The sequence below is a fragment of the Streptomyces piniterrae genome, assembly GCF_005048155.1.
Lineage (GTDB): Bacteria > Actinomycetota > Actinomycetes > Streptomycetales > Streptomycetaceae > Streptomyces > Streptomyces piniterrae.
Window position 1 is genome coordinate 902,791 of sequence record NZ_SUMB01000001.1, and the last position, 23,981, is coordinate 926,771.

Genomic DNA, 23,981 nt, shown 5'->3' on the forward strand with positions numbered 1-23,981 from the left:
GGCGGATCGTAGCCGGTCAGAGGGTGTGCGGCGAGCCCCGGGCCTAGCCGGGCGAGACGAAGCCCGACTCGTACGCGGCGATCACGGCTTGGGTGCGGTCCCTCGCGCCCAGCTTCCCCAGCACCGAGCTGACATGCGTCTTCACCGTCTCGGCCCCCAGGAACAGCTCCGCCGCGATCTCGGCGTTCGACAGGCCACGTGCCATCAGCCGCAGCACCTGCCGCTCCCGCTCCGTGAGCGCGGCCCGTTCGAAGTCCACGCGGGCCCGCTCGTTGCGGTGCCCTGCGGCCATGGTGCGGAGCATCGTCGGGAAGAGCAGCGAGCCGCCCTCCACCACGAGGCGCACCGCGTGCACGATCTCGGTCGGCCGGGAACGTTTCAGCAGAAAGCCGTCCGCGCCCGCCCGCAGCGCCTCGTAGACATACTCGTCGTCCTCGAATGTCGTGACGACGAGGATTTTCGGCGGCTCGGGCACCGTGCGCAGCACCGCGCGCGTCGCCTCGATGCCGTCCATGAGCGGCATCCGCACGTCCATGGCGATCACGTCGGGCCGCAGTTGCCGGACCAGGGGGATGACGGCGGCCCCGTCGGCCGCCTCGCCCGCCACCGTGATGTCGGGCTGGGCTTCGAGGATGGCGCGCAGCCCGGTGCGTACCAGGGGCTCGTCGTCGACCAGGAGTACGGATATCGGCACGGGATCAGCCTAGAGGGCGTCCCAGCCGGTCCAGCGGGAGCCGGGCGCGCACCAGCCATTCCCCGTCCCCCGGACCGGTCTCCGCCGTGCCGCCGAGCAGCGCGGCCCGCTCGCGGATGCCGCGCAGACCGCGGCCGGTGCGGACCGCACCGGTCGCACCTGGGGCGCCCGGCGGCGAGGTGCGCAGCGGGTTGCGGACCTCCAGTTCCAGCGCGTCCGCGTCGGCGGCGATCCGCACCGACACCGGTACCGGGCCCGCGTGCCGCAGCACATTCGTCAGCGCCTCCTGAAGCATCCGGTACGCCTCCCGCGACACCGGCCCCGGCAACGCCTCCAACGGGCCGGTCAGTTCGGCTCGTACCGTCGAACCGGCCGCCCGCGCCGACTCCATCAGGCGCTCGGCTTCGGTGAGCGCGGGCCGGTCGGAGGGTCTGGGAGCGTCCTCCCGCAGCAGCCGCAGCGCCCGCTCCAGGTCGGTCAGCGCCTGCCGCCCGGTGTCCTCGATGGCGGCCAGCGCGCGGTCGGTGAACTCGGGCGACCCGGCGGCGCGGGCCGCGCCCGCCTGGACCACGGCGACGGTCAGCGCATGCCCGATCGAGTCGTGCAACTCCTGGGCCAGCCGGTTGTGTTCGAGCAGGCGCTCCGTACGGGCCTCCAGCCCGGCCAGCCGCTCGGCGGCCGAGGGGCCGAGCAGCAATCGCGCGGCGGCGGCCATCAGCGAGCCCGTACCGATGGCGACGGCGAGGAGCAGCGCGAGCGGCAGCGGCGCGAGCAGCGCGTACCACCAGTGGGGTGCCTCGATCGCCGGCAGGCCCATGAAGTGGGTGGGGCGGCCGCCGGCCGCCAGAATGAACGCGGTGGCCAGAAAGGACAGATGGACGGTCAGGGCCGTCACGGCCACACCGGCTTCGAGGCGCAGCAGCAACCACACGGCCGTACGGCCACGGTCCCGCCAGGTCGCCGAGGGTGTCGTACCGATCCCGGAAGCGGCTTGCCCGCCGGGGCGCTGCGGGCCGGGAAACAGCAGCAGTTGGGCCTGGGAGCCCTCGATCCGTCGGACCGCCGGAATCAGTGCGGCCAGGAGGAGGAACGGCACGGGCAAGATCGCGAAACACACCCACGGGCGGCCCCCGCCAGGGTGGAACGTTCCGCCGCGCAGAAAGCCGGTGAGGACCCCGGCCACCGAGCCGGTCAGCAGATGGAGCCAGCGGCTGTAGGTCACGGCCTTCGAGAGGGGCGCGGGCACGGCCCTCAACAGCGGGCCGTGCGCGACTGCGGGCTTCAGGTGCACCCCGCCATCGTGCCAGCGGGCCGCGCACCGGACCTCCCCCGGGCGGGGGAGCCGCTCCCCGCCGTCGGGGGAGGCCGCGGCCCGGTCCGGACGCCAGCCTGGAGCCATGACCAGCATCGACATCCAAGGACTGACCAAGGTCTACGGAACCGCGCGGGCCGTCGACGACCTCACCTTCCGCGTGGAACCGGGCCGGGTAACCGGGTTCCTCGGCCCCAACGGCGCCGGCAAATCCACCACCATGCGGGTGGTTCTCGGCCTGGACCGGCCCACCTCCGGGACCGCGACCGTCGGCGGCCGGCACTTCCGCGAACTGGCCGACCCCCTGCGGCACGTGGGCGCGCTCCTCGACGCCGGCGCCGCCCACAAGGCCCGCCGGGCCCGTGACCACCTCCTCGCCCTCGCTCACAGCAACCGCATCCCGGCGCGGCGGGTCGACGAGGTGCTGGCGGAGACCGGGCTGGCACCGGTCGCACGCAAGCGGGTACGGACCTTCTCGCTCGGCATGCGCCAGCGGCTGGGGATCGCCGCCGCCCTGCTCGGCGACCCCGCCGTGCTGATGCTCGACGAACCTGCCAACGGCCTGGACCCCGAGGGCATCATCTGGATCCGCACCCTCCTCAAGCGGCTCGCCGCCGACGGCCGCACCGTCCTGATCTCCAGCCATCTGATGACCGAAACCGCCCTCACCGCCGACCACTTGATCGTCCTGGGGCGCGGCAGGCTGCTGGCCGACACCGCGATGGGCACCTTCATCCGGCACAACACCCACCGCAGGGTGCGGGTGCGGACGACCGAGGGGAAACGACTGCACGCCGAACTCGCCCGCGTCGGATTCGAGGCGGTGCCGGACGGAGCCGGGCGCTGGCTGGTCGAGGGCGTGGAACCCGCCGACGTCGGCGCGCTGGCCGCCCGGCACGGCATCCCGGTCCTCGAACTCGCCGACGAAGCACCCTCCCTGGAGGACGCCTATCTGCGACTGACCGCGGACGCCGCGGAGTTCGTCACCGCCGCCCCCACGACCCAGGAGGCCTGACACCGTGACGCTCACCGCCGTACTCCGCTCCGAGTGGACCAAGATCCGCTCCTTGCGCTCGCTCCACCTCTCCCTCGCCGCCATCCTGGTGGCGACCGCCGGGATCGGCTGCCTGGTCTGCGGCAGCACCGACTACACCCACGAGGGCCCGGACTTCGACCCGGTCTTCACCGCCTTCTTCGGCCTCAACTTCGGCCAGTTCGCCGCCGTCGCCTTCGGCGTCCTGACGGTCGCGGGGGAGTGGTCCGGCGGCTCCATCCGCGTCTCACTCGCCGCCGTACCGCGCCGTGGTCTGCTGTACGCGGGCAAGCTGGGCTGCGTCGGGGTGCTCGGCCTGGTCGTGGGACTGGTCACCGGCTTCGCCGCGCTGCTCGGCGGCCAGGCGTTCCTCGGCGACATGGGCGTGGGTCCCGGTGCCCCGGGCGCGGTCCGGGCCGCCGTCGGCTGCGGCCTCTACCTCGCCCTGCTCGCCGTGCTGTCCGCCGGCTTCGCCGCGGTGGTGCGCAGCCCCGTCGGCGCGCTGAGCCTGCTCGTCCCGCTCTTCCTCTCGCTGTTCCCCATGCTCGGATCGCTGGACGCGACCAGGAAAGCGGGCCAGTTCCTGCCGGACCGGGCCGGCCAGCAGATCCTGCACAGCACGCCCGACGGGGTCCTGGGGGCGTGGTCCGGCATGGCGGTGATGGCCTGCTGGGTGGCGCTTGCGGCGGGCGCGGGCTGGTGGTCCCTTTCGCGCCGTGACGTCTGACCGCGCCGTGTGCCGGCCACCTTCCGGACTGACGGAAGGCCAATTGTCAGACCCGGGCGGTTTACTGACGGCATGACCATCGACGAGTATCTGACCGCCATCGACCGGTTGCGCCTGCGGGATTTCCCGGCTCAGCCGGGCTGTGCCGCCATGGTCGAGAGCGGGCCGGGCTTCCACATAGCCGACCTGCGGGTCAGCGGGGATTTCTGGGACGCGGATCTCACCGAGGTGGCGGCGGCCCTGGACGAATTCGAGGCCGAGCTGACGGCGCTGGTGCAAGCGCTGTCCTTACGCTGGGGCCCGCCCGGCATACTCGACCTCGGAGCTCATCTGGAGCGGTCGGCCATGGGCATACCGGTCCGGCCGCCGCTGGACTCGCTGTGCGGGTATGTCCCGCAGATGTACGGCTGGCGGGTGGCCGGCCGCTGGGTCGGCGTGGGCGTGGGCCAGGGAGACCGCGAACTGCCCTTCCAGCTGCTGGTGGCGGTGGGGGAGGAGGACGTGGGGGACCCGCTGTGGTGAGGCGGGGGCGCCTCTCCCAGTTCGTCGGACGCCGCCGTGCACAGTGCCGGGGACGCCGGGCAGGCTTCGTCGGACGCCGCCGCTGTACTTGCGACCGGGGATGCCCCTCAGTCCTCGGCGAACGCAGCCGTCCGCAGCCTTCCGTACTCCTCCGCCATGGTCGCCAGCGTCCAATGGGCGTTCAGCCCGCTGGGGTTGGGCAGCGCCCAGATGCGGGTCCCGCCGAGGGTGCGCTGCTGCGGGCCGATCGCGGCGTGCTTGTCGCCGAAGGCGACCCGGTAGGCCGTGACGCCCGCGACGGCGAGCCAGCGCGGCCGCAGCCGGTCCACCTTCTCGGCCAGCAGCCGGCCGCCCTCGCGGTACTCCTCCGCCGACAGCTCGTCGGCCTTGGCGGTCGCCCGCGCCACGACATTGGTGATGCCCAGGCCGTGCGCCAGCAGCTCCTCCTGCTCGGCCGGCGCGAAGAGCCGGGGCGTGAAGCCGGAGGCGTGCAGGACCGGCCAGAAGCGGTTGCCGGGCCGCGCGAAGTGGTGGCCGGTGGCCGCCGTCATCAGCCCCGGATTGATACCGCAGAAAAGGACCCGCAGGCCGCTCGCCGCCACGTCAGGGACGAGGCGATCGCGAGCGGCCCGCAGTTCCTCGGGTGTGAAACCCACGTCGGCGACCGTCAGAGAATCGCGCCCGGCGTGTACGCCGCGGCCTCGGGGTGCTGCTTGGCGATCTCCTCGATCCGGTCGACGACGGACGCCACCTGGTCGGCCGCCGCGCCCGTGAACGACAGCTTGTCCGCCATCAGGGCGTCCAACTGCGCCTTGTCCAGCGGGATCCGCGGGTCCGCCGCCAGCTTGTCCAGCAGCTCATTGCGCTCCGCGCCCTGCTCGCGCATGGCCAGCGCCGACGCCACCGCGTTCTCCTTGATCGCCTCGTGCGCCTCCTCGCGGCCCACCCCGGCGCGCACGGAACCCATCAGCACCTTCGTGGTGGCGAGGAAGGGCAGGTAACGGTCCAGCTCGCGGGCGACGACGGCCGGGAAGGCACCGAACTCGTCCAGCACCGTCAGGAAGGTCTCCAGCAGGCCGTCCAGGGCGAAGAAGGAGTCCGGCAGGGCGACCCGGCGGACCACGGAGCAGGAGACGTCGCCCTCGTTCCACTGGTCGCCGGAGAGCTCACCGGCCATCGAGGCGTAGCCGCGCAGGATCACCATCAGGCCGTTGACGCGCTCGCAGGAGCGGGTGTTCATCTTGTGCGGCATCGCGGAGGAGCCGACCTGGCCGGGCTTGAAGCCCTCGGTGACCAGCTCGTGCCCGGCCATCAGCCGGATCGTCTTGGCGATCGACGAGGGGGCGGCGGCGAGCTGCACCAGCGCGGTGACCACGTCGTAGTCCAGGGAGCGCGGGTAGACCTGGCCGACCGAGGTGAAGTTCTGCCCGAAGCCGAGGTGAGCGGCGATCCGCTGCTCCAGCTCGGCGAGCTTCGTGGCGTCACCGCCCAGCAGGTCCAGCATGTCCTGCGCGGTGCCGACCGGGCCCTTGATGCCGCGCAGCGGGTAGCGCGCGAGCAGGTCCGCCAGCCGCCCGTACGCCACCAGCAGTTCGTCCGCGGCGGTCGCGAAGCGCTTGCCCAGCGTCGTGGCCTGCGCGGCGACGTTGTGCGAGCGGCCCGCCATGACCAGCTCGGCGTTCTGGGCGGCCAGCGACCCGAGCCGCGCCAGCACCGCGACGGTACGGTCCCGCATCAGCTCCAGCGACAGCCGCACCTGCAGCTGCTCGACGTTCTCCGTCAGGTCGCGGGAGGTCATGCCCTTGTGGACCTGCTCGTGCCCGGCGAGGGCGTTGAACTCCTCGATCCGGGCCTTGACGTCATGCCGGGTGACCTTCTCGCGCTCGGCGATCGAGGCCAGGTCGACGGTCTCCAGGACCCGCTCGTAGTCGGCCAGCGCCTGCTCGGGAACCTCCACCCCCAGGTCCTTCTGCGCACGCAGCACGGCAAGCCACAGCTTCCGCTCCAGCTTGACCTTGTACTCGGGGGACCACAGCACGGCAAGCTCCGCGGAGGCGTAGCGGCCGGCCAGGACATTGGGGATGCGAGGCTTCGCAGACACAGCAGTCACGTGGGCAGAGTCTACTGGCGATTTACGCAGGCCAGCGCCCCGGTCCCGGCTGTGGTTTCCTCCAAGGGGCGAGCCCCGGAGCGGACGTGGCGACCGGCGGTGGCGTCAGCCCTCGTAGGGCAGCAGTTCGGGACGCTTGGCGGGGCGGCCGTCGCCCGACGACCGCCCGGTGAGCCGGCGCCCTATCCACGGCACCAGATGTTCGCGCGCGAACCGCACATCCGCGGCCCGCCGCGCGCCCCAGCCCGGCGGAGCGGCGGCCGGCAGCGGCGCGTCCCAGTCCGACTCGGCGTCCAGGCCCAGCGCCTGCCAGACGGCCTCCGCGACCCGGCGGTGCCCCTCGGCGTTCAGATGGAGCCGGTCGTCCGCCCACAGCCGCGGGTCGGCCAGCGCCCGCGATGCGTACAGGTCGACGACCACCGCTCCGTGCTGTGCGGCCAGCTCGTCGATCCGCGCGAACAGCTGCTCCATACGCGGCCGGAAGCGCTCCAGCACCGGACCCCGCCGGCCGGGGCTGCGCATCAGCACCAGCTGTCCGCCGCCCTTCGCCAGCAGCCCGGCCGCGTCCGCCAGCCGGGTGCACACCTGCTCGACGTCGCACTGCGGCCGCAGCACGTCGTTGAGCCCGCCGACCAGCGTCACCAGGTCGGCGCCCATCGAGGCCGCCGGACCGCACTGCTCGTCGGCGATCTGCCCGATGAGCTTGCCGCGCACCGCGAGATTGGCGTACCGGAAGCCGGGGGTGCGCGCCGCCAGCCGGGCCGCGAGCAGATCGGCCCAGCCGCGGTACGAGCCGTCCGGCAGGCCGTCCGACATTCCCTCGGTGAAGCTGTCGCCGACCGCGACGAAACTGGTGTAGCGAGCATTCATCTCCATGAAGCGGAGATCCTACCGCCTGACATACCGACCGGTCGGACCCTCACCCGCTTTCCCGCACCCAACGGGCGGGGCCCGGCCGCAGGGCGGCCTAGCTCAGCCCGAGCGCAGCGCAGCGCGCTAGCCCGGCGGCCGCTGCAGCACCAGTTCCCGCAGCACGTCCTCCATCGTGACCAGCCCGGCCAGCGTCCCGTCGTCCGCGATCACCGCCGCCAGATGCGTACTGGAGCCGCGCATCGCCGTCAGGACGTCGTCCAGCAGCGTCGCCGCCCTGACCCGGGCGATCGGGCGCAGCGCGGAGACCGGGAACGGCACATCCCGCGGCATGGCGTCCAGCGCGTCCTTGACGTGCAGATAGCCCAGGATGCGTCGGTTGTCGTCGAGGACCGGGAAGCGGGAGAAGCCGGACTCGGCGGCGAGCTGCTCCAGGCCCTCGGGGGTGATGCCCATCCGGGCGGACACCACCTTCTCGACGGGCAGGACGACATCCCTGACGGGGCGCCGCCCCAGTTCCAGGGCGTCCCGCAGCCGCCGCTTGGCCCGTTCGTCGAGCAGACCGGCGTCCCCAGAGTCCTCGACCATCTTGGCGAGCTGGTCGTCCGAGAACGTCGCGGCCACCTCGCCCCTGACCTGGACCCGCAGCAGCTTCAGCAGCCCGTTGGCCAGCGCGTTGATCGCGAAGATCACCGGGCGCAGCGCCCGGGTCAGCGCGACCAGCGGCGGGCCCAGCACCAGCGCACTGCGTACCGGCTCGGCCAGCGCGACGTTCTTCGGCACCATCTCGCCGAAGAGCATGTGCAGATACGTCGCCAGGGAGAGGGCGATCACGAACGAGATGGGGTGGATGAGCGTGTGCGAGATGCCGACCGCATGGAACACCGGCTCCAGGAGGTGCGCGATGGCCGGCTCGGCGACCGCGCCCAGCACCAGCGTGCACAGCGTGATGCCCAGCTGAGCGGCGGCCAGCAGCGCGGAGACATGCTCCAGCCCCCACAGCACGCTGTGCGCCCGGCGGTCGCCGTGCTCGGCGTACGGCTCGATCTGGCTGCGGCGCACCGAGATCAGCGCGAACTCGGCGCCCACGAAGAAGGCGTTGACGACCAGCGTCAGCAGGCCCACGAACAGCTGGAGCGCGGTCATCGGCCGGCCTCGCCGTCGTCGGCCCGGCCGTCGGTGCTGCCGGGCAGCGGGGCGTGCAGCAGTACGCGCGCCGCGCGATGGCCGGTGGCGTCGAGGACGTCCATCGTCCAGCCGGCGACCTCGACGGTGTCGCCGCCCACGGGGATCCGGCCCAGATCGGTGGCGATCAGGCCGGCCAGGGTCTCGTACGGGCCGTCCGGCAGCCGGAGCCCGATCCGCCGCAGCTGGTCGGTGCGGGCGGCGCCGTCGGCCTGGTAGACGCTGCGGCCGTGCGCGTCGGTGCCGGCCGGCGCGAGATCGGGCGTCTCCAGCGGGTCGTGCTCGTCGCGGACCTCGCCGACGACCTCCTCGACGATGTCCTCCAGTGTCGCCACGCCGGCCGTGCCGCCGTACTCGTCGATGACCACGGCCATCGTGCGCTTGCCGGACAGCCGGTCCAGCAGCCGGTCCACGGTCAGCGTCTCCGGCACCAGCAGCGGCTCGCGCAGCAGCTCGGAGACGGGGTGGCGGGGGCGGCGGTCGGCCGGGATGGTCAGTACGTCCTTGATGTGCGCGACGCCGACGACGCTGTCCAGGCTGCCGCGGTAGACGGGGAAGCGGGACAGCCCGGTCGCCCGGGTCGCGTTGGCCACATCCTCGGCGGTGGACTGCACGTCCAGGGCCATCACCTGCACCCGCGGCGTCATCACGTTCTCCGCGGTCAGCTCGGGCAGATTGAGGGTACGGACGAACAGCTCGGCGGTGTCCGGCTCCAGCGCACCCTCCTTGGCGGAGTGCCGCGCCAGCGCCACCAGCTCCTGCGGGCCGCGGGCGGAGGCCAGCTCCTCGGCGGGCTCCAGGCCCATCCGGCGGACCGTACGGTTCGCGGTGTTGTTCAGATGGCGGATGAACGGCCGGAACGCGGCGCTGAAACCGCGCTGCGCGGTGGCGACCCGCTTGGCGATGGCCAGCGGGCTGGAGATCGCCCAGTTCTTCGGGACCAGCTCGCCGACGACCATCAGGACGACCGTGGAGATCACCGTACCGAGCACCAGGGCCACCGAATCCGCGACGGACCGCGGCAGACCCAGCGCGTCGAGCGGGCCGGCCAGCAACGTGGCGATGGCCGGCTTGGACAGCATGCCGATGACCAGCCCGGTCACCGTGATGCCGAGCTGCGCTCCCGAGAGCTGGAAGGTCAGGCCACGGACGGCCCTCATGGCACTGTCCGCGCCGCGCTCGCCGCGCTCGACGGCGCGCTCCAGATCACTGCGCTCGACGGTCGTCAGGGAGAACTCGGCCGCGACGAAGACGCCGCAGGCGAGGGTCAGGAGGAGCGCCACGGCCAGAAGGAGCAGCTCGGTCATCGGGTCACCTCCGTCCCATGTTCGAACAGGAACGGGAGGTGCGCGCTATGTCGTAGCGCGCCGTGCCGGGAGGGTGCTCGGCAACTGGGAGGCTCGCCCATGGCTGGACGCTCACACACCTTTCACTGGGGGAGGGAACCACCATGGTAAAGGATCAGCAAAGTCGACGGCGAGTGCTGGCCCGCCCGCAGGCCGGGGCGGGCCCCAGAGGCTGCGCTCAGCCGTCGAGATGCTTGACCCAGCGGCTCCACTGCGGCTCGGGCGCGTAACCCGCGGCCCGCCACGCGCGATGCGCCGTCTCATTGCGGTCCAGCACCATGGCATCACCGCGGCGCCCGCCGAGCGCCCGGAACCGCTCCTCGGCGGCCGCCAGCAGCCCGCCGCCTATGCCCTGCCGGCGGCGATCGGGATGCACCGCCAGCCGGTAGAGATGGCAACGCCAGCCGTCGAAGCCCGCGATCACCGTGCCCACCAGCTCGCCCCCGTCCTCCGCGAGCAGCAGCGACTCGGGGTCACGGGCCACCAGCCGCGCCACGCCCTCGGTGTCATCGCTGATGCTGGTGCCCTCGGCGGCGGTCTTCCAGAAGGCCAGTACGGCATCGAGATCGGCCGGCGTCGCGGCCCGGATGTGAAGATCACTCATGGTCTCGATCCCAGCACCGGGCGGGGCGCGGTGTCGACGGATTTCCGCGATGCGGACGGCGGAGGGCGCCCCGTCGCCTCGGCCATCGGCGCGGGCCGGGCACCCCGATCAGTCGCCGCGGCCCTGCCCCCGGGCGTGCAGGTGCTGGATCAGATACCCGGCGGTCCCGACGGCCAGCAGCACCAGGACCGTCCCGAGTGTGAACACCTCGAACGACATCCGGGAGACGCCCCACGTCTTCCGGAAGTCGTAGCCGATACCGACGAGCGGCTCCAGCGTGCCGGGGAACAGCGCCACCCAGGAGCCGAGCAGGATCCAGGCGTAGACCAGCGCGGTCGCGACCGCGAACCCCCGTGTCCCGAAAGGGACTTGATACGGACGGTGCACCTCCGGCAGCCGCACCCGCAGGACCAGCAGCGCCGGGACGATGGTGAGATAGGACAGCAGCAGCGTGGTGATCGCCACGCTGAGCACGACCTCGAAGGTGTCCGACGCGCCGCCGCTCGCCAGATGCATCGCGGCGACCATGAACACGGTGGCGGTGAGGCCCGAGAGCACATTCATCCGGACCGGCGTGCCCAGCCGCGCATGGAAGACGCCGAGCCGGCCGCTGAAGAACCCGCCGTCGGAGGCCGCCATCGCCTGCATCCGGTCGACGACGATCATCCAGGCGCTGCCCTGGGTCAGCAGCGCGACCACGAACAGCACACCGGTGCAGGTCAGCAGCGGCTCCCGCCACTCCCCGTACACATCGAAGACCAGCCCCGCGGCGTCCAGGAAGCCGCCGATGCCGGTGATCCTCCCGGCCGGGGCGGCGGAGAGGATGGCCAGGACCGGCAGCAGATAGCAGCTGGTCGCGATCAGACCGGACACCCCGATCGCGACGGGGACATCGCGCTGCGGATCGAACATCTCGTCCCCCGCCGCGTTGGGTGCCTCGAACCCGACGAAGGCGAAGAGCAGCACCGGAACGAGCGCCAGGAACCCCGCGCCGCTCGGGAGGAAGGCGGCCTGCCGGAGGCCCTCGAAGCCATGCTGGACGCCGTACGCCACAGCGGTCCCCGTGAAGAAGGCCAGCGCCAGGACCTTGGCCGCCGCACCGGACGTGGTGATCCATTTGCCCCGGCGCAGCGAGATGACCGCGGTGAGGATGGCCGCCCAGATGAAGACCAGCTTGAAGATGTAGTCGGCGGCGGTACCGGAACCGAGCGGAAAGACGAAGCCGTCCCAGCCGTCGGCGGCGATGAAGACCAGCGAACCGCCCAGCCACACCGGATTGGTGACCCAATAGAACATGCTGGTCAGTGAGGCCGCCAGCCGGCCGAAAGCGAGTTCCACCCAGACGTAGGGGCCGCCTTCCTGCGGGAACGCGGCACCGGTCTCCGCGAAGACCAGGGCGTACGGCACCAGGAACGCCACCGCGATGACGGAGATCCAGGTGACGGCCTGGCCACCGCCGCTGGCGATCTGCCCGATCACATCGAAGGAGATCACCGCGGCGACACTCATCGCCATGATGTCGAAACGGCGCAGACTGCGCTTCAGGTGAGGTACCGGGGCCGGGAGGGACACGGATCACATCGTGCGGCATCCCCTCCGGCGGCAGGGGGAACGGCACGCCCCCGGCGCCCCAGGTCGCTCGCCGGCCTCCACAGCCGGCGGTGTGACGCCCGCTCAGTCCGGCGGCCGCAGCGCCGTCCCCAGCACCGCCGGCGACGACGGCAGCGTCGGACGGCGCTCCGGCACCCTCAGCCGCCGGACCCGCACCACCTCGAACCCCGCCGCCCGGATCTCCCCCAACGGATCCCGCCAGGTGTGACAGCCACCCATCAGCAGCGGCCACAGCGTCCGGTCCAGCGACCACTGCACCGCCGCCAACCCCCGCCCCGCCGCCCGCCCGTGCTCGAAGAACCGCAGCTCACCGCCGGGCCGCAGCACCCGCCGCAACTCCGCCAGCGCCCGCCGAACATCCCGTACGGAACACAGCACCAGCGACGCCACCGCCGTGTCGAACGCCTCGCTCTTCACCGGCAGCGCCTCCGCCACCCCCGGCACCACGTCCACCGGCACCGTGGCCCGCGCCGCCGCCGTCCGTGCCGCCTCCCGCAGCGTGGACTCCGGCTCGATCGCCACCACCTCCGACACGGCCCCCGGATAGTGCGGGAAGTTCAGCCCGCTGCCCGCGCCCACCTCGATGGCCCGGCCCGTCACGCCCGCCAGCAACTCGTCCCGCAGCGCCGCCACGCCCGCCCGCCGGTCCAGGCCCGGGCCGTAGCAATGCGCGTAACAGCGGGCGAAGACCGGGTGGTGCACGGTCCCTCTCGGATGCCTCCTGAGCTGCGGCATGACGGCCCCTTTCCGCGGTGGTGGGTGCTCCTGCCCCCAGTCTCCCCGCTGAACGGGTGCCGAGTCCCCGGCGACGCACGGCCGTGACTGGCGGATGGCCTACTGGCGGATGGCCTGGAGCCACAACAGACGACGCATCCGGTGACGGCAGCGCTGGTGGCGGGAGCGGGAGCTGCCCTTGTCTCCTGACGCCTCCTGACGCCTCCTCATGTTCCGGCAACGATTACGGAGAGTAATTCGTTCCCGGTTTTGCGTACGTCGAGGTCAGCGCGTCGTGGCCCGTAGGGCAGCGTTTTCGGGTGCCGTGCCGGTGGACGTGCCGGTGCTGTGCCCTCGCCAGCCGCCGGCCGGGGGAGGCAATACCGCCCCCGCCGGAGACGGTCCGTCGCTACCCGGGGAAGGAACGGGAGAAGGATGAGGGCGAAGTGCGGAAGTCGCCCGTGCCGCCGAGTTCCGGCGCCAGCCAGTCGGGGGCCGCAGCGCGGAAGTCGCTCGGCGGCAGCGCGCCGGATCCCTCCGGGACCAGACCGAGGAGCGGGGCGCCGGCCGCGTCCGGGAGGTCGGCGAGATTGCAGCGGGCCGCGAGATCGGGGGCGGCGGGCCAGCTTCCGATGACGACGCCGGGGCAGTGGAGGCCGTACGAGCGCAGGGCCAGTGCGGTCAGGGCCGTCGCGTTGAGCGTGCCGAGGCCGGCCTGGACGACGACCAGGACGGGTGCGCCCGCCAGCCGCGCGGCGTCGGCGAGGGTGTTGCCGTCCGCGTCGAAGCGTACGAGCAGTCCGCCCGCGCCCTCGACCAGGACCAGGTCGTGCGAGGCGGCCAGCTTGGCGGCCGATTCGGCGATCTCCTCGGGGCCGACCGGCGGCAGCCCGGCCCGCTGCGCCGCCGTCGCGGGCGCCAACGGGTCCGGGTAGCGGGCCAGTTCGGCCGTGGTGACCGGTCCGGCCAGCCGTTCCACCTCCGCCGCGTCGCCCGTCTCGTGCGCGCCGACGCCGGTCTGTGCCGGTTTGAGCACCGCCACCGACCGGCCGCCGGCGAGCGCCGCCGCGGCTATCGCGGCGGTGGTCACGGTCTTGCCGATCTCGGTTCCCGTGCCCGTGACGAACAGCACCGACATGTCCTTCATGTTCCTTTCAGCCCTCGCGTGCCGCGGCGCACACGGCGGCGCAGATGCGTGCCAGGTCGTCGTCACCCGTGATGTACGGCGGCATCGTGTAGATCAGATCCCGGAACGGGCGCAGCCACACGCCCTCCCGTACCGCCGCCCGGGTCGCGGCCGCCATGTCCACCGCGTGGTCGAGCTGGATGACGCCGATCGCGCCGAGTACGCGTACCTCCCGCACCCCGGGGATGCTCGCGGCCGGCGCCATCCCCTCCCGCAGCCCTGCCTCGATGCGCTTGACCTCCTGCACCCAGTCCTGCGACAGCAGCAGATCGATCGAGGCGTCCGCGACGGCGGCGGCGAGCGGGTTGCCCATGAAAGTGGGGCCGTGCGCCAGGACGGGGAGTTCGCCGCGGGAGATGCCGTCCGCGATGGCCGTGGTGCAGAGCGTCGCCCCGAGGGTCAGATAGCCGCCGGTCAGGGCCTTGCCGACGCACATCACGTCCGGTGCGACGGCCGCGTGTTCGGCCGCGAAGAGGGCGCCCGTGCGGCCGAAGCCGGTGGCGATCTCGTCGAAGATGAGCAGGACGTCGTGCGCGTCGCAGGCTTCCCGGAGGACGCGCAGGTAGGCGGGGGAGTGGAAGGACATTCCGCCCGCGCCCTGGACGACGGGCTCGACGATCACCGCCGCCAGCTCGTCGGCGTGCCGGGCGATCAGCTCCCGCAGATGCGCCGCGTAGGCCGCGTCGGGTGCCGCGTCGAAGCCGGCCGGCGGCGCGTCCGCGAAGATCTGCCGCGGCAGCACCCCTTGCCACAGCTCGTGCATTCCGCCGTCGGGGTCGCAGACGGACATCGGCTGCCAGGTGTCGCCGTGGTAGCCGCCCCGCCATGTCAGCAGCCGCTGTTTGCGCGGCTGCCCGACCGAGCGCCAGTACTGGAGGCACATCTTGACGGCGACCTCGACCGACACCGAGCCGGAGTCGGCGAGGAAGACATGCTGGAGCGGCTCCGGGGTGATGTCGACGAGACGTTTCGCCAGGCGTACGGCGGGCTCGTGGGTGAGCCCGCCGAACATCACATGGCTCATCCGTTCCAGCTGTCCGCGCGCGGCGTCGTTGAGCACCGGGTGGTTGTAGCCGTGCACCGCCGACCACCACGACGACATGCCGTCCACCAACTCGGCCTGTTCCTCGACCGGTTGGGCCAGTCGGAGCCGTACTCCGGACGCCGACTCGACCAGCAGCGGTGCGGTCTTGCCGGGCATCGGCCCGTACGGATGCCACACATGCTGCCGGTCGAGTGCGAGCAGGTCCTGCGGAGTGAGCGGCTCAGGCATTGGGCGGAAGGTCGGTGCCGGCGCCGCGGCGGCGCACCGAGACCAGGTCCCGGCGGGTCTCCTCGGCGGGGGCGGGAACGACGTCGGACACGTCGTCGGAGGCGGCGGCGGTGGTCTCCGCGGGTGCCTCGCCGCAAGCTCCGTGCGCCTCTCCGCAACCCCCGTGTGCCTCGCCGCAGCCCTGCCTGCGGTGCTCGGGCAGCGTCGTGGTGTCCGTGCCCTCCACCTCGAAGCCGGCGTCCGCGATCATCGCGAGGTCGTCCTTGCCCGCCTGGCCCTCACTGGTCAGGTAGTCGCCGAGGAAGATGGAGTTGACGAGGTGCAGGGCGAGCGGCTGCATGCTCCGCAGATGCACCTCGCGGCCGCCGGCCAGCCGTACCTCGATGTCCGGGCAGACGAATCGCACCATCGCCAAAATGCGCAGCGCGCGTTGCGGGGTCAGGTTCCACTCCTTGGCGAGGGGGGTGCCCTCGAACGGGATGAGGAAGTTGACCGGGACCGAGTCGGGGTCCAGCTCGCGCAGCGCGAAGACCACGTCCACGAGGTCCGCGTCGCTCTCGCCCATACCGGCGATCAGACCGGAGCAGGCGGACATTCCGGCCGCCTGGGCCTGCTGGACGGTGGACACCCGGTCCGAGAAGTCGTGCGTGGTGCAGATGTCGCCGTATGTGGCTTCTGACGTGTTGAGGTTGTGGTTGTACGCGTCGGCGCCCGCCTCGCGCAGCCGGCCGGCCTGGCCGTCGGAGAGCAGCCCCAGGCAGGCGCACACCTCGACGCCCTCGTTCTGCTCCTTGATGGCGGCGATGGTCTCCGAGACGCGGTCCACGTCCTTGTCCGTGGGGCCTCGGCCACTGGCCACCAGGCACACCCGCTTGGCGCCGCCGGCCACCCCGGCGGCCGCCGCCTTCGAGGCGTCATCGGGCTTCAGCCAGGTGTACTTGAGGATCTCGGCCTTGGACCCCAGACGCTGGGAACAGTACGAGCAGTCCTCCGGGCACAGGCCCGACTTGAGGTTGACGAGATAGTTGAGCTTGACCCGCCGCCCGAACCACTGGCGGCGCACCTTTCCGGCCGCGGCCACGACATCGAGCAGTTCGTCATCGGAGGTCGCCAGTACGGCGAGCGCCTCTTCACGGGTCGGCAACTCGCGCCGCAGTCCCTTGTCCACCAGTGTGTTCAGCAGGTCCATGGCGTTGATCCTGACGTACGCCACCGCCCCCGGCCAAGGAGGATTCCCACAACACGCAAGGATCGGGGTGTGTGTATCGCCACACCGTGTGGCTGGGAAACGACCGCTAACGTCTATCGACAGCCCACAATCGAGGCCGAATACGGCCCGTCATCTCACCCGGCCCCTCATCGAGGCCGAAAGACGAAGGACGCCGATGCCGCAGGACTCCGCCCCGTCGCTGCTCCACGACTCCCTGCCCGTGACGCCCGACGAGTCGTCCGTCGTGCCGCCGTCGGGCGAGTCGCGCACCGCCGCCCCGCGGCAGGGCTTCGGCGCGGCCTTCGACTGGGTCGACGCGGCGCGCGACGAACGCCGGCGCGCCGGGCTCGTCCGCACCCTGCGCCCCCGCCCCGCCGACTCCCCGCTGCTGGACCTGGCGAGCAACGACTACCTCGGGCTGGCCCGGCACCCGGAGGTCACCCACGGCGCGGCCGAGGCGGCGCACCGCTGGGGCGCCGGCGCCACCGGATCCCGCCTGGTCACCGGGAGTACGGAACTGCACGCCCGGCTGGAGGAGGAACTCGCCGCGTTCTGCGGCTTCGAGGCGGCCCTGGTGCTCTCCTCCGGCTACGCCGCCAACCTCGCGGCCGTCACCGCGCTCACCGACCGCGCCACCCTCATCGTCTCCGACTCGGGCAACCACGCTTCCCTGATTGACGGCTGCCGCCTCTCCCGGGCGCGTACGGCCGTCGTCCCGCACGCCGATCCGGAGGCCGTACGCACCGCCCTGACCGGCCATGACGGCAGGGCGCTGGCCGTCACCGACTCGGTGTTCTCGGTCGACGGAGACGCTGCGCCGCTGCCGGCCCTCGCCGAGGTCTGCCGGGCGCGGGGCGCCGCCCTCCTCGTCGACGACGCGCACGGCCTGGGCGTCCTGGGCGACGGAGGACGCGGCGCGCCGGCCGCCGCCGGACTCGCCGGTGACGGCGATGTGGTGGCCACCGTGACCCTCTCCAAATCGCTCGGCTCCCAGGGTGGTGCGGTGCTGGGCCCGGCCCGCGTCATCGAGCACCTCGTCAACACCGCCCGGTCGTTCATCTTCGACACCGGCCTGGCACCGGCGGCTGCGGGCGGCGCCCTCGCGGCGCTGCGCCTGCTGCGCGGCGAGCCGCAGCGCGCCGCCCGGGTCGGGCAGGTCGCCGGGGAGCTGCACGACAGGCTCACCGCGGCCGGTCTGGCGGCGGTACGGCCGGACGCCGCGGTGGTCTCCGTACGGGCCCCGTCACCGGAACAGGCGGTCCGCTGGGCGTCCGACTGCCGGGAGGCCGGCCTCGTCGTCGGCTGCTTCCGGCCCCCGTCCGTACCCGACGGCATCTCCAGGCTGCGGCTCACCGCCCGTGCGGATCTGACGGATGAGCAGATCGATATGGCGGTCGGGACGGTGGTGCGGACGGCGCCGGGGTTCTGACGGAGGGTGAGGCGCGGCGGCCCCTGACCGGGTGGCGGCCCCTGACGGTCTGTCCGCGTGGTGCGGCCCGGCGTCGGCTACGGCCTTGGCCGCCTCATTTCTGAACGCCGCGGTCGGGTACGCCTACGCCACGACCCTCCCTGATGCCGTCGGAAAACGGTCCCGCGTCGCAGAGTTCACCGCATTGGGCGACAGATCTATATAGATCTTGGTGGATTGCCCCACCCCCGGCCGCCCGGATGGCAGGCTGGCGCAGAGAAGCAGTCCGAGGCCGCATCGGTGTCCCGAGCGGCGTCTCGGCTCTCCGGGCGGTGTGCCCGAGCCGAGCCTCGGTGGGACAAGGGACGGCGTCGCGATGGCAGACCACCAGGAATCCTCGTTCACCCTGCCGACCGAACCGGCCTCGGTCTCCATCGCCCGCAGGTATGTGCTGGACGTGCTCGCCGAATGGGGTCTGCCGGCCGACACCGGGACCGCCGACTCCCTCCGCCTGATCGTCTCCGAGCTCGCCACCAACGCCGTCCAGCACACCTTCGGGCAGTCACCGACCTTCACCGTCGAGCTGCGGCTGGACCGCGACGAGCAGCTGCGTGTGGGTGTCACCGACAGCCATCCGCGCTGGCCGCAACGGCTGCCCGCCGCGGTGCAGCAGGACAACGGCCGGGGCATGGTGATCATCCGCTCCCTCGCGGCGGAAGCCGGCGGCCGTCTCAAGGTCACGCCCACGGAGTCGGGCGGCAAGACGGTGTGGATCGGGATCCCGTGGCCGGTGGGCGTGGCCTGAGGCGTCGTTGCCCAGAGTCGTCGTACGGCGCCGGTTCACGGCGGCGCGGCGTTACGGGTGAAGGCGCCGCGCAGCAGGGCGCGGAGGGTGTCCGCGGCAGGGGGGCCGCCGCCGGACCGGTGGGCCACCGAGATCGTGCGGTGCAGCTCGGGCGGTTCCAGCCGGCGGATCCCCAGCGGAGTCACCGAGCCGGCCGCCATCATCTCCGGCACCACCGCCACTCCGAGCCCGGCGCTCACCAACGCGCACACCACGGCATAGCTCGGCGACTCGCAGCGCACCGCGACACTCGCTCCGGCCGCCGCCAGCGCCGCCTCCACCCCGCGCCGGTTGGGGTTCGCCGGTGCCATGCTGACCAGCGGCTGACCGGACAGTTCGGCGAGCGGCAGCCGTCCCGTGCCCGCCGACAGCGCGTGGCCCGGTGCCGTGACGAGCACCAGTTCCTCGGTCAGCAGCGGCTCCAGCCGCACCCCGTCGGGGGCCGGCATCGGCTCGCCCGGCACATACTCATGCGTCAGCGCCAGATCGACCTCGCCGAGCGCCACCGCCGCCGTGCCCTGCGGTGGTACGTACTCCGTGACGCTCAGCTCCACATCGGGGTGCGCGCGCCGGAACGCGCTGAGCGCGGGCGGCAGCAGATGCGTACCGGCGGTCATGAAGGTGCCGACGCGCAGCCGCCCGCCGGACAGTCCCGCCAGGCGGGACAGCTCGTGCCGCGCCAGGTCCAGCTCGTCGAGCACCCGCCGGGCCCGTACGAGCAGCAGCTCGCCGGCCGCCGTGAGCCGGGCGCCGCGATGGTGGCGCACCAGCAGCGCCGTCCCCGCCTCCCGCTCCAGCTTGGCGAGCTGCTGGGAGAGCGCGGGCGCGGTGTAGCCGAGCCGGTCCGCGGCGCGGGTGATCGAACCGGCCTCCGCCACCGCCACCAGAGCGGCCAGCCGCGTCGGGTCGTACATCGCAGCTCAGCTCCTTGAGTAATCGGGATCAGCCTTGACAGCCTTAAGCATCGCTTTAGGGAGACCCAGAAGATTCCCAGTACCTATTAAAGGCTGCTTTCGGCGAAGCTGTGCTCATGGACGGACAGCTGATCACCTTCACCGGAGTCGCCGCTGGCATGGTCACCATGCCGGGCGCGGACTTCACGGTCGTGGTGCGCAACGCGCTCGACTCGCGCCGGGCGGGAGTGGCGGCCGCCATCGGAGTCGCGGGCGGACTGCTGGTGCACACCGCGCTGGCGGTGGCCGGGCTCGCGGCGGTACTCGTCGCCGTGCCCGCGCTCTTCGGTGCCGTCCAACTCCTCGGCGGCGCCTATCTGTTGTACCTCGGTATCCGCGCACTGGCGGCCGTCCGCCGGCCGCTCGCCCCGGACCCGTCAACCGCCCCATCCACCCCCACGGGCGCGACCGCACACCCCGACGACGCCGCCCACCACGGCGCGGCCCGCTCCGGCATCGCGCAGAGCCTGCGCCAGGGCTTTCTGACCAACGCGCTCAATCCCAAGGCCCCCGTTCTCTTCCTCAGTCTGCTCCCGCAGTTCGTGCCCGCGGGCCAGCCCGCGCTGCCCCGCACCCTGCTGCTCGCGACCATGGTCGTCGCGATGGCGCTGGTGTGGTTCCCCGCCGTCGCACTGCTCGTCGACCGGCTCGGCGGCTGGCTGCGCCGCCCGCGGGTCGCCCGCGCGCTGGAGGCGGCGACCGGGGCCCTGCTGACCGCCCTGGGCGGCATCCTGCTCGTGGAGCTGGCGCTCGCCTGACGCGGCCGTGCGATCGGCGCGCGGTCGGCGGACACCCGGCCCGCCCCCGCCCCTCATTCCGTTCCGTGGTCACATGGGCAAGTTATCGGCGCCCACTGACAATTGACCGTGCGCACCGCATCGCCGCAGGTCATCGCACCCGCCCGTAGGAGATGGCGCGGCTCCAGATCCGTTCCAGGCGGACCGCGCTGCCGGCCTTCGGCGCATGCCAGATGCGGCCTCTGCCGGCGTAGATGCCGACGTGGTAAACGCCCCTGCCCGAATGGAAGAAGACCAGGTCGCCGGTCTTCCGGGCAGCGGCGGAGATATGCCTGCTGTGGCGGTACTGCGCGAGGGCGGTGCGTGGCAGGGCCCGCCCCGCGCGCTTGAACGAATACCGCGTCAGCCCCGAACAGTCGAAGCGATGTGGTCCCTGGGCGCCGTATTGGTAGGGCGAGCCCTTCTTGGAGGCGGCGACCCGTAACGCCATGGCGGGTACGGACGAGGCTTCGGCGTCCGTGGCCGCTCCGGGGGCCAGTGTCGTGCCGGCGATGGTGACCAGTGCGAGGGCGGTGAGGGTGCCCATGCGCGCCAACAGCGGCGCACCCGGCACATGCGTGCGCATGGTCATGCGCAACCCTTCGTCAGCCGCGTGCGGAGAAGGCCCTGTCGGGGCCCGTGGTGCTCGGGTCCTCCGCTCCCGCCGGCTCAGCCGCGTCGACCGGACATCCGGACGGCGGCGGGATGAGGCGCCCGTCCGGACCGCCCCGTCGCTGTGGCGGGGTCTTGTCGTCGAAGGGATCGTCACGCACCGGCCGCCCGGATGCCCAGGCGAAACCGCAGGGTGTGGCATGGGTCACATTTGCGCTGAATGGTGGGTTATGGGCGGTACGGGGGTGTCGGCGGGGTGACCGACGGGCCCGGCACCAGGGGTGAAACGGCAAGTGCCGTACGAGGCGTGCGAATGCCGCGCAATTCGCCGTCTCCCCGTGGCGGGCGCGAGCGCTACGCCGTACGGGAGGCCGCCCCGGCGTGTCGTGTCAGACCTCTTCGGGCGACGGCACCGTGACGAGCCGCGACCGGCGTTCGCCGTCCAGGACCCGCAGGGCCCGGGTCAGTGTCTCGGTGTGCAGCTCGCTCTCGCCCCGGTTGTGCATCAGCGTCAGCGCGTCCCGCAGCTCGGCGGCCTTGGCGGCGAGCGCCTGGGCGGCACGCAGGCTGCGGTACGTGGAGCCGCTGCGGGTCGGATTGATCCGGCCCAGCAGGTCCAGGACCTCCAGGTAGCGGTCGATCAGCTCACCCTCGGCCCGCGTCAGCGCGGGCAGCGGTGGCAGTTCCGGCGGCAGCACCCGCGCTCACCCCGCCGGGGACGAGACGGCCGGCTGCTTGCGGCTGCGGGTGAGTCCGTCGATCAGGCCGTACTCCTGGGCGGCAATGGCGTCGAAGATCTTGTCGCGCTCGATGTCCGCGGCGATCCGCACCCGGGGCTGCCCGGTGTGCAGCGTCAGCATCTCCTCCAGTTTGTCGCGGGTGCGCAGCAGTTCCTCCGCCTGGATCTGCAGGTCGGTGGCCTGTCCCTGCACAGGCTCGCTCAGGGACGGCTGATGGATCAGGATCCGGGCGCCCGGGAGCGCCAGCCGCTTTCCGGGGGTGCCGGCGGCCAGCAGGACGGCGGCGGCGGATGCGGCCTGGCCCAGGCAGACCGTCGAGACGTCGCAGGAGATGAATCGCATCGTGTCGTAGATGGCGGTCATCGAGGTGAAGGAGCCGCCGGGGGAGTTGATGTAGAGCGCGATGTCCTGTTCGGGGGCGGCGTGTTCGAGGTGGATCAACTGCGCCATGACGTCATTGGCGGAGGCGTCGTCGATGGGGGTTCCCAGGAACACGATCCGCTCGCTGAGCAGCTTGGAGTACGGGTCGAGGGTGCGGATCCCGTCGGAGGTGCGCTCGGTGAACTCCGGCAGGACATAGCGGGCCGTCGGTCGCAGCATGTCTGCTCCCCTTTCCTCTGTAAAAAATGTACAGGATGTACATCCCGTTAGAATGGGAGCATGGCCTACGAAATTCCGGTGACGCAAGCCCGCGCGGAACTCGCGGATCTGATCAACCGCGTCGTCTACGGCGGTGAGCGGGTGGTCGTCACACGCCACGGAAAGCCCCTGGTGGCGCTGGTATCAGCCGCTGACCTGCAACTACTCGAAGAGCTCGGACGGCGGGACAGTGAGCCGGAGGAGGAGCAGGTGATCAGCACGGTCTCGACCGTGCGGCATCTGCCGTCCGCTCCGGGCGAACGGCGGCGCTTCGGCATCGCGGCGGAACACCGCGACCCGGCCGCCGGGGATCGGCGACCGGGTCGGGAGAGGTGACCTCAGGGAGGTGTCCTGAGGGAGGTTGACCTCAGGGTCGTGCGCTGGTGGCCGTGACGGCCGTGTGGTGCGGGACGGGCGTCAGGAGCTGAGCTCCCACAGGGCGTGGGCGATGGCGTCGCTGTTGTTGTCCAGCGCCTTGTCGTCGATGTTCTTCGACGTGTCGCAGGACTGGTGGTAGCAGGCGTCGAACGCCTTGCCCGCCTCGCCGCCCCAGTTCTTCGCCTGCTCCTCGGTCTTGATGTAGTCGGCGCCCGAGAACAGCCCGCCGACCGGGATGCCGACGTCCTTGAAGGACGCGTGGTCGGAGCGGCCGTCGCCCTCCGTCTCGATCTCGGTGGCGATGTCCTTGGACTTGAAGAAGTCCTTGAAGACCTTCTCCAGGCGGGTGTCGTCGTCGTAGACGAAGTAGCCGGGGTTGGGCGAGCCGATCATGTCGAAGTTCAGATACGAGTCGATCTTCGACTTGTCGGCGCCGAGCTTGTCGACGTAGGCCTGCGAGCCGATCATGCCGTCCTCTTCGTCGCCGAACCAGGCGAACCGGAGGTGCTTGGCGGGCTTGAGCTCCGACTTGGCGACCGCCAGCGCGACCTCAAGGATGCCGGCCGAACCGGAGCCGTTGTCGTTGATGCCCGGTCCCGCGTCGACCGAGTCCACGTGGGCGCCGGCCATCACGGTCTTGCCCTCGTCGCCGCCCGGCCAGTCGGCGACGAGGTTGTAGCCCGTGGCGCCGTTGTTGTCGAACTCCTGGACCTGGGTGGTGAATCCGGCCTTGTCCAGCTTTTCCTTGATGAAGTCGATGGACGCCTTGTGGCCCGGCTGTCCGTGGGCGCGGTTGCCGCCGTTGGCGTCGGCGATCTTCTGGAGCTGGTCCAGATCGGCCTTGACGGCCTTGACGTCGATGTCCGGGGCGGCCGCGGGTGCGGTGCCGGCGTGGGCGCCGGCTGTGATGAAGAGGGTGGTGGCCAGGGCCGTGGCGGCGCCGGTGGCGATGGCGGCCCGGCGTATTCGTGCAGAACGGGACACGATGTGGCTCCGATACATGTGTGGGGGGTGTTGGAGCTGATTTGACGCGCACATGAGGATTGCGACCGCTCCGCACCAAGTCAAGAGCGCATATCGGACAGGGGTGTTCGCTTGGTGGGTTATGTCCGGAATGCGGGGGACGTCGCGCCGTATCGGGCATAGGTGAACGCCGTGTTACGTCAAGCGCAAGAAGGGCTCTTTGGGAGGCCTTTGATGTAACGCCACCGAAATCCGGCCGAACTAGCCTCCG

At 71.9% G+C, this 23,981-nt stretch carries 25 protein-coding genes; 7 read left to right on the forward strand and 18 right to left on the reverse strand.

What is annotated here, in order from left to right; all coding sequences use genetic code 11:
* Positions 1 to 43: 43 nt before the first annotated feature.
* Positions 44 to 694, reverse strand: coding sequence for a response regulator (locus tag FCH28_RS04000; RefSeq protein ID WP_136738214.1), 651 nt, complete (start codon positions 692 to 694; stop codon positions 44 to 46).
* A 4-nt stretch (positions 695 to 698) separates the two neighbouring features.
* Positions 699 to 2,093, reverse strand: a complete 1,395-nt coding sequence (locus FCH28_RS04005) for a sensor histidine kinase (RefSeq protein ID WP_136738215.1) — start codon at positions 2,091 to 2,093, stop codon at positions 699 to 701.
* Between FCH28_RS04005 and FCH28_RS04010 the strand changes: the two genes are divergently transcribed.
* The 3 genes from FCH28_RS04010 to FCH28_RS04020 all read left to right on the forward strand — a co-directional run bounded on the left by FCH28_RS04010 (position 2,092) and on the right by FCH28_RS04020 (position 4,288).
* On the forward strand, positions 2,092 to 3,021 hold the full coding sequence (locus FCH28_RS04010; RefSeq protein ID WP_136738216.1) for an ATP-binding cassette domain-containing protein: 930 nt from the start codon (positions 2,092 to 2,094) through the stop codon (positions 3,019 to 3,021). The genes FCH28_RS04005 and FCH28_RS04010 overlap by 2 nt on opposite strands.
* Before the next feature lie 4 nt (positions 3,022 to 3,025).
* Positions 3,026 to 3,766 carry an ABC-2 transporter permease gene (locus FCH28_RS04015; RefSeq protein WP_136738217.1) on the forward strand — a complete coding sequence of 247 codons (741 nt, stop codon included), beginning with the start codon at positions 3,026 to 3,028 and terminating at the stop codon, positions 3,764 to 3,766.
* 72 nt (positions 3,767 to 3,838) lie between these two features.
* Positions 3,839 to 4,288, forward strand: a complete 450-nt coding sequence (locus tag FCH28_RS04020) for a hypothetical protein (RefSeq protein WP_136738218.1) — start codon at positions 3,839 to 3,841, stop codon at positions 4,286 to 4,288.
* A 107-nt stretch (positions 4,289 to 4,395) separates the two neighbouring features.
* Here FCH28_RS04020 and mug read toward each other — a convergent pair whose 3' ends face one another.
* The 11 genes from mug to bioB form a co-directional block, all read right to left on the reverse strand.
* Complete coding sequence (mug, locus tag FCH28_RS04025; protein ID WP_136738219.1) at positions 4,396 to 4,944, reverse strand: G/U mismatch-specific DNA glycosylase; 549 nt, start codon at positions 4,942 to 4,944, stop codon at positions 4,396 to 4,398.
* Positions 4,945 to 4,955: 11 nt separating this feature from the next.
* A complete protein-coding gene (gene purB / locus FCH28_RS04030) occupies positions 4,956 to 6,389 on the reverse strand; it encodes an adenylosuccinate lyase (RefSeq protein WP_136738367.1) in 1,434 nt (477 codons plus the stop codon).
* Between the two features lie 114 nt (positions 6,390 to 6,503).
* Positions 6,504 to 7,274, reverse strand: coding sequence for an SGNH/GDSL hydrolase family protein (locus tag FCH28_RS04035; RefSeq protein ID WP_136738220.1), 771 nt, complete (start codon positions 7,272 to 7,274; stop codon positions 6,504 to 6,506).
* A 120-nt stretch (positions 7,275 to 7,394) separates the two neighbouring features.
* Positions 7,395 to 8,414, reverse strand: a complete 1,020-nt coding sequence (locus FCH28_RS04040; RefSeq protein WP_136738221.1) for a hemolysin family protein — start codon at positions 8,412 to 8,414, stop codon at positions 7,395 to 7,397.
* The gene (locus tag FCH28_RS04045; protein ID WP_136738222.1) at positions 8,411 to 9,760 is read right to left on the reverse strand and encodes a hemolysin family protein; all 1,350 of its coding nucleotides are present in this window, start codon (positions 9,758 to 9,760) and stop codon (positions 8,411 to 8,413) included. Before FCH28_RS04045 ends, FCH28_RS04040 begins: the two co-directional genes overlap by 4 nt.
* 217 nt (positions 9,761 to 9,977) lie before the next feature.
* Positions 9,978 to 10,403: a GNAT family N-acetyltransferase gene (locus FCH28_RS04050; RefSeq protein WP_187363749.1), complete on the reverse strand. Its 426-nt coding sequence runs from the start codon at positions 10,401 to 10,403 to the stop codon at positions 9,978 to 9,980.
* Between the two features lie 108 nt (positions 10,404 to 10,511).
* A complete protein-coding gene (locus tag FCH28_RS04055) occupies positions 10,512 to 11,975 on the reverse strand; it encodes an APC family permease (protein ID WP_136738224.1) in 1,464 nt (487 codons plus the stop codon).
* A 102-nt stretch (positions 11,976 to 12,077) separates the two neighbouring features.
* On the reverse strand, positions 12,078 to 12,749 hold the full coding sequence (locus FCH28_RS04060) for a class I SAM-dependent methyltransferase (protein ID WP_136738225.1): 672 nt from the start codon (positions 12,747 to 12,749) through the stop codon (positions 12,078 to 12,080).
* A 388-nt stretch (positions 12,750 to 13,137) separates the two neighbouring features.
* Positions 13,138 to 13,866 carry a dethiobiotin synthase gene (gene bioD / locus FCH28_RS04065; protein WP_169314047.1) on the reverse strand — a complete coding sequence of 243 codons (729 nt, stop codon included), beginning with the start codon at positions 13,864 to 13,866 and terminating at the stop codon, positions 13,138 to 13,140.
* A 16-nt stretch (positions 13,867 to 13,882) separates the two neighbouring features.
* Complete coding sequence (locus FCH28_RS04070; protein ID WP_136738227.1) at positions 13,883 to 15,187, reverse strand: adenosylmethionine--8-amino-7-oxononanoate transaminase; 1,305 nt, start codon at positions 15,185 to 15,187, stop codon at positions 13,883 to 13,885.
* Complete coding sequence (gene bioB, locus FCH28_RS04075; RefSeq protein ID WP_136738228.1) at positions 15,180 to 16,376, reverse strand: biotin synthase BioB; 1,197 nt, start codon at positions 16,374 to 16,376, stop codon at positions 15,180 to 15,182. Before bioB ends, FCH28_RS04070 begins: the two co-directional genes overlap by 8 nt.
* A 196-nt stretch (positions 16,377 to 16,572) precedes the next feature.
* On the opposite strand from bioB, the gene FCH28_RS04080 reads away from it, so the two are divergent.
* A complete protein-coding gene (locus FCH28_RS04080; RefSeq protein ID WP_136738229.1) occupies positions 16,573 to 17,826 on the forward strand; it encodes an 8-amino-7-oxononanoate synthase in 1,254 nt (417 codons plus the stop codon).
* A gap of 355 nt (positions 17,827 to 18,181) precedes the next feature.
* Complete coding sequence (locus tag FCH28_RS04085; protein WP_136738230.1) at positions 18,182 to 18,610, forward strand: ATP-binding protein; 429 nt, start codon at positions 18,182 to 18,184, stop codon at positions 18,608 to 18,610.
* Positions 18,611 to 18,645: 35 nt separating this feature from the next.
* On the opposite strand, the gene FCH28_RS04090 is transcribed toward FCH28_RS04085, so the two are convergent.
* Positions 18,646 to 19,563 carry a LysR family transcriptional regulator gene (locus FCH28_RS04090; RefSeq protein ID WP_136738231.1) on the reverse strand — a complete coding sequence of 306 codons (918 nt, stop codon included), beginning with the start codon at positions 19,561 to 19,563 and terminating at the stop codon, positions 18,646 to 18,648.
* A gap of 116 nt (positions 19,564 to 19,679) precedes the next feature.
* Between FCH28_RS04090 and FCH28_RS04095 the strand changes: the two genes are divergently transcribed.
* A complete protein-coding gene (locus tag FCH28_RS04095) occupies positions 19,680 to 20,360 on the forward strand; it encodes a LysE family translocator (RefSeq protein WP_136738232.1) in 681 nt (226 codons plus the stop codon).
* A 130-nt stretch (positions 20,361 to 20,490) separates the two neighbouring features.
* Here the strand turns inward: FCH28_RS04095 and FCH28_RS04100 are convergent, their stop codons facing one another.
* The 3 genes from FCH28_RS04100 to FCH28_RS04115 all read right to left on the reverse strand — a co-directional run bounded on the left by FCH28_RS04100 (position 20,491) and on the right by FCH28_RS04115 (position 22,330).
* A complete protein-coding gene (locus FCH28_RS04100) occupies positions 20,491 to 20,970 on the reverse strand; it encodes a C40 family peptidase (RefSeq protein WP_136738233.1) in 480 nt (159 codons plus the stop codon).
* Positions 20,971 to 21,379: 409 nt separating this feature from the next.
* On the reverse strand, positions 21,380 to 21,688 hold the full coding sequence (locus FCH28_RS04110; RefSeq protein ID WP_136738234.1) for a hypothetical protein: 309 nt from the start codon (positions 21,686 to 21,688) through the stop codon (positions 21,380 to 21,382).
* Positions 21,689 to 21,694: 6 nt separating this feature from the next.
* Positions 21,695 to 22,330 carry an ATP-dependent Clp protease proteolytic subunit gene (locus FCH28_RS04115; protein ID WP_136738235.1) on the reverse strand — a complete coding sequence of 212 codons (636 nt, stop codon included), beginning with the start codon at positions 22,328 to 22,330 and terminating at the stop codon, positions 21,695 to 21,697.
* A gap of 60 nt (positions 22,331 to 22,390) precedes the next feature.
* On the opposite strand from FCH28_RS04115, the gene FCH28_RS04120 reads away from it, so the two are divergent.
* Entirely contained in the window at positions 22,391 to 22,705 is a 315-nt protein-coding gene (locus FCH28_RS04120) for a type II toxin-antitoxin system Phd/YefM family antitoxin (RefSeq protein ID WP_136738236.1), read from the forward strand.
* Positions 22,706 to 22,786: 81 nt separating this feature from the next.
* Here the strand turns inward: FCH28_RS04120 and FCH28_RS04125 are convergent, their stop codons facing one another.
* On the reverse strand, positions 22,787 to 23,731 hold the full coding sequence (locus FCH28_RS04125) for a M28 family metallopeptidase (protein WP_136738237.1): 945 nt from the start codon (positions 23,729 to 23,731) through the stop codon (positions 22,787 to 22,789).
* Positions 23,732 to 23,981 lie beyond the last annotated feature (250 nt).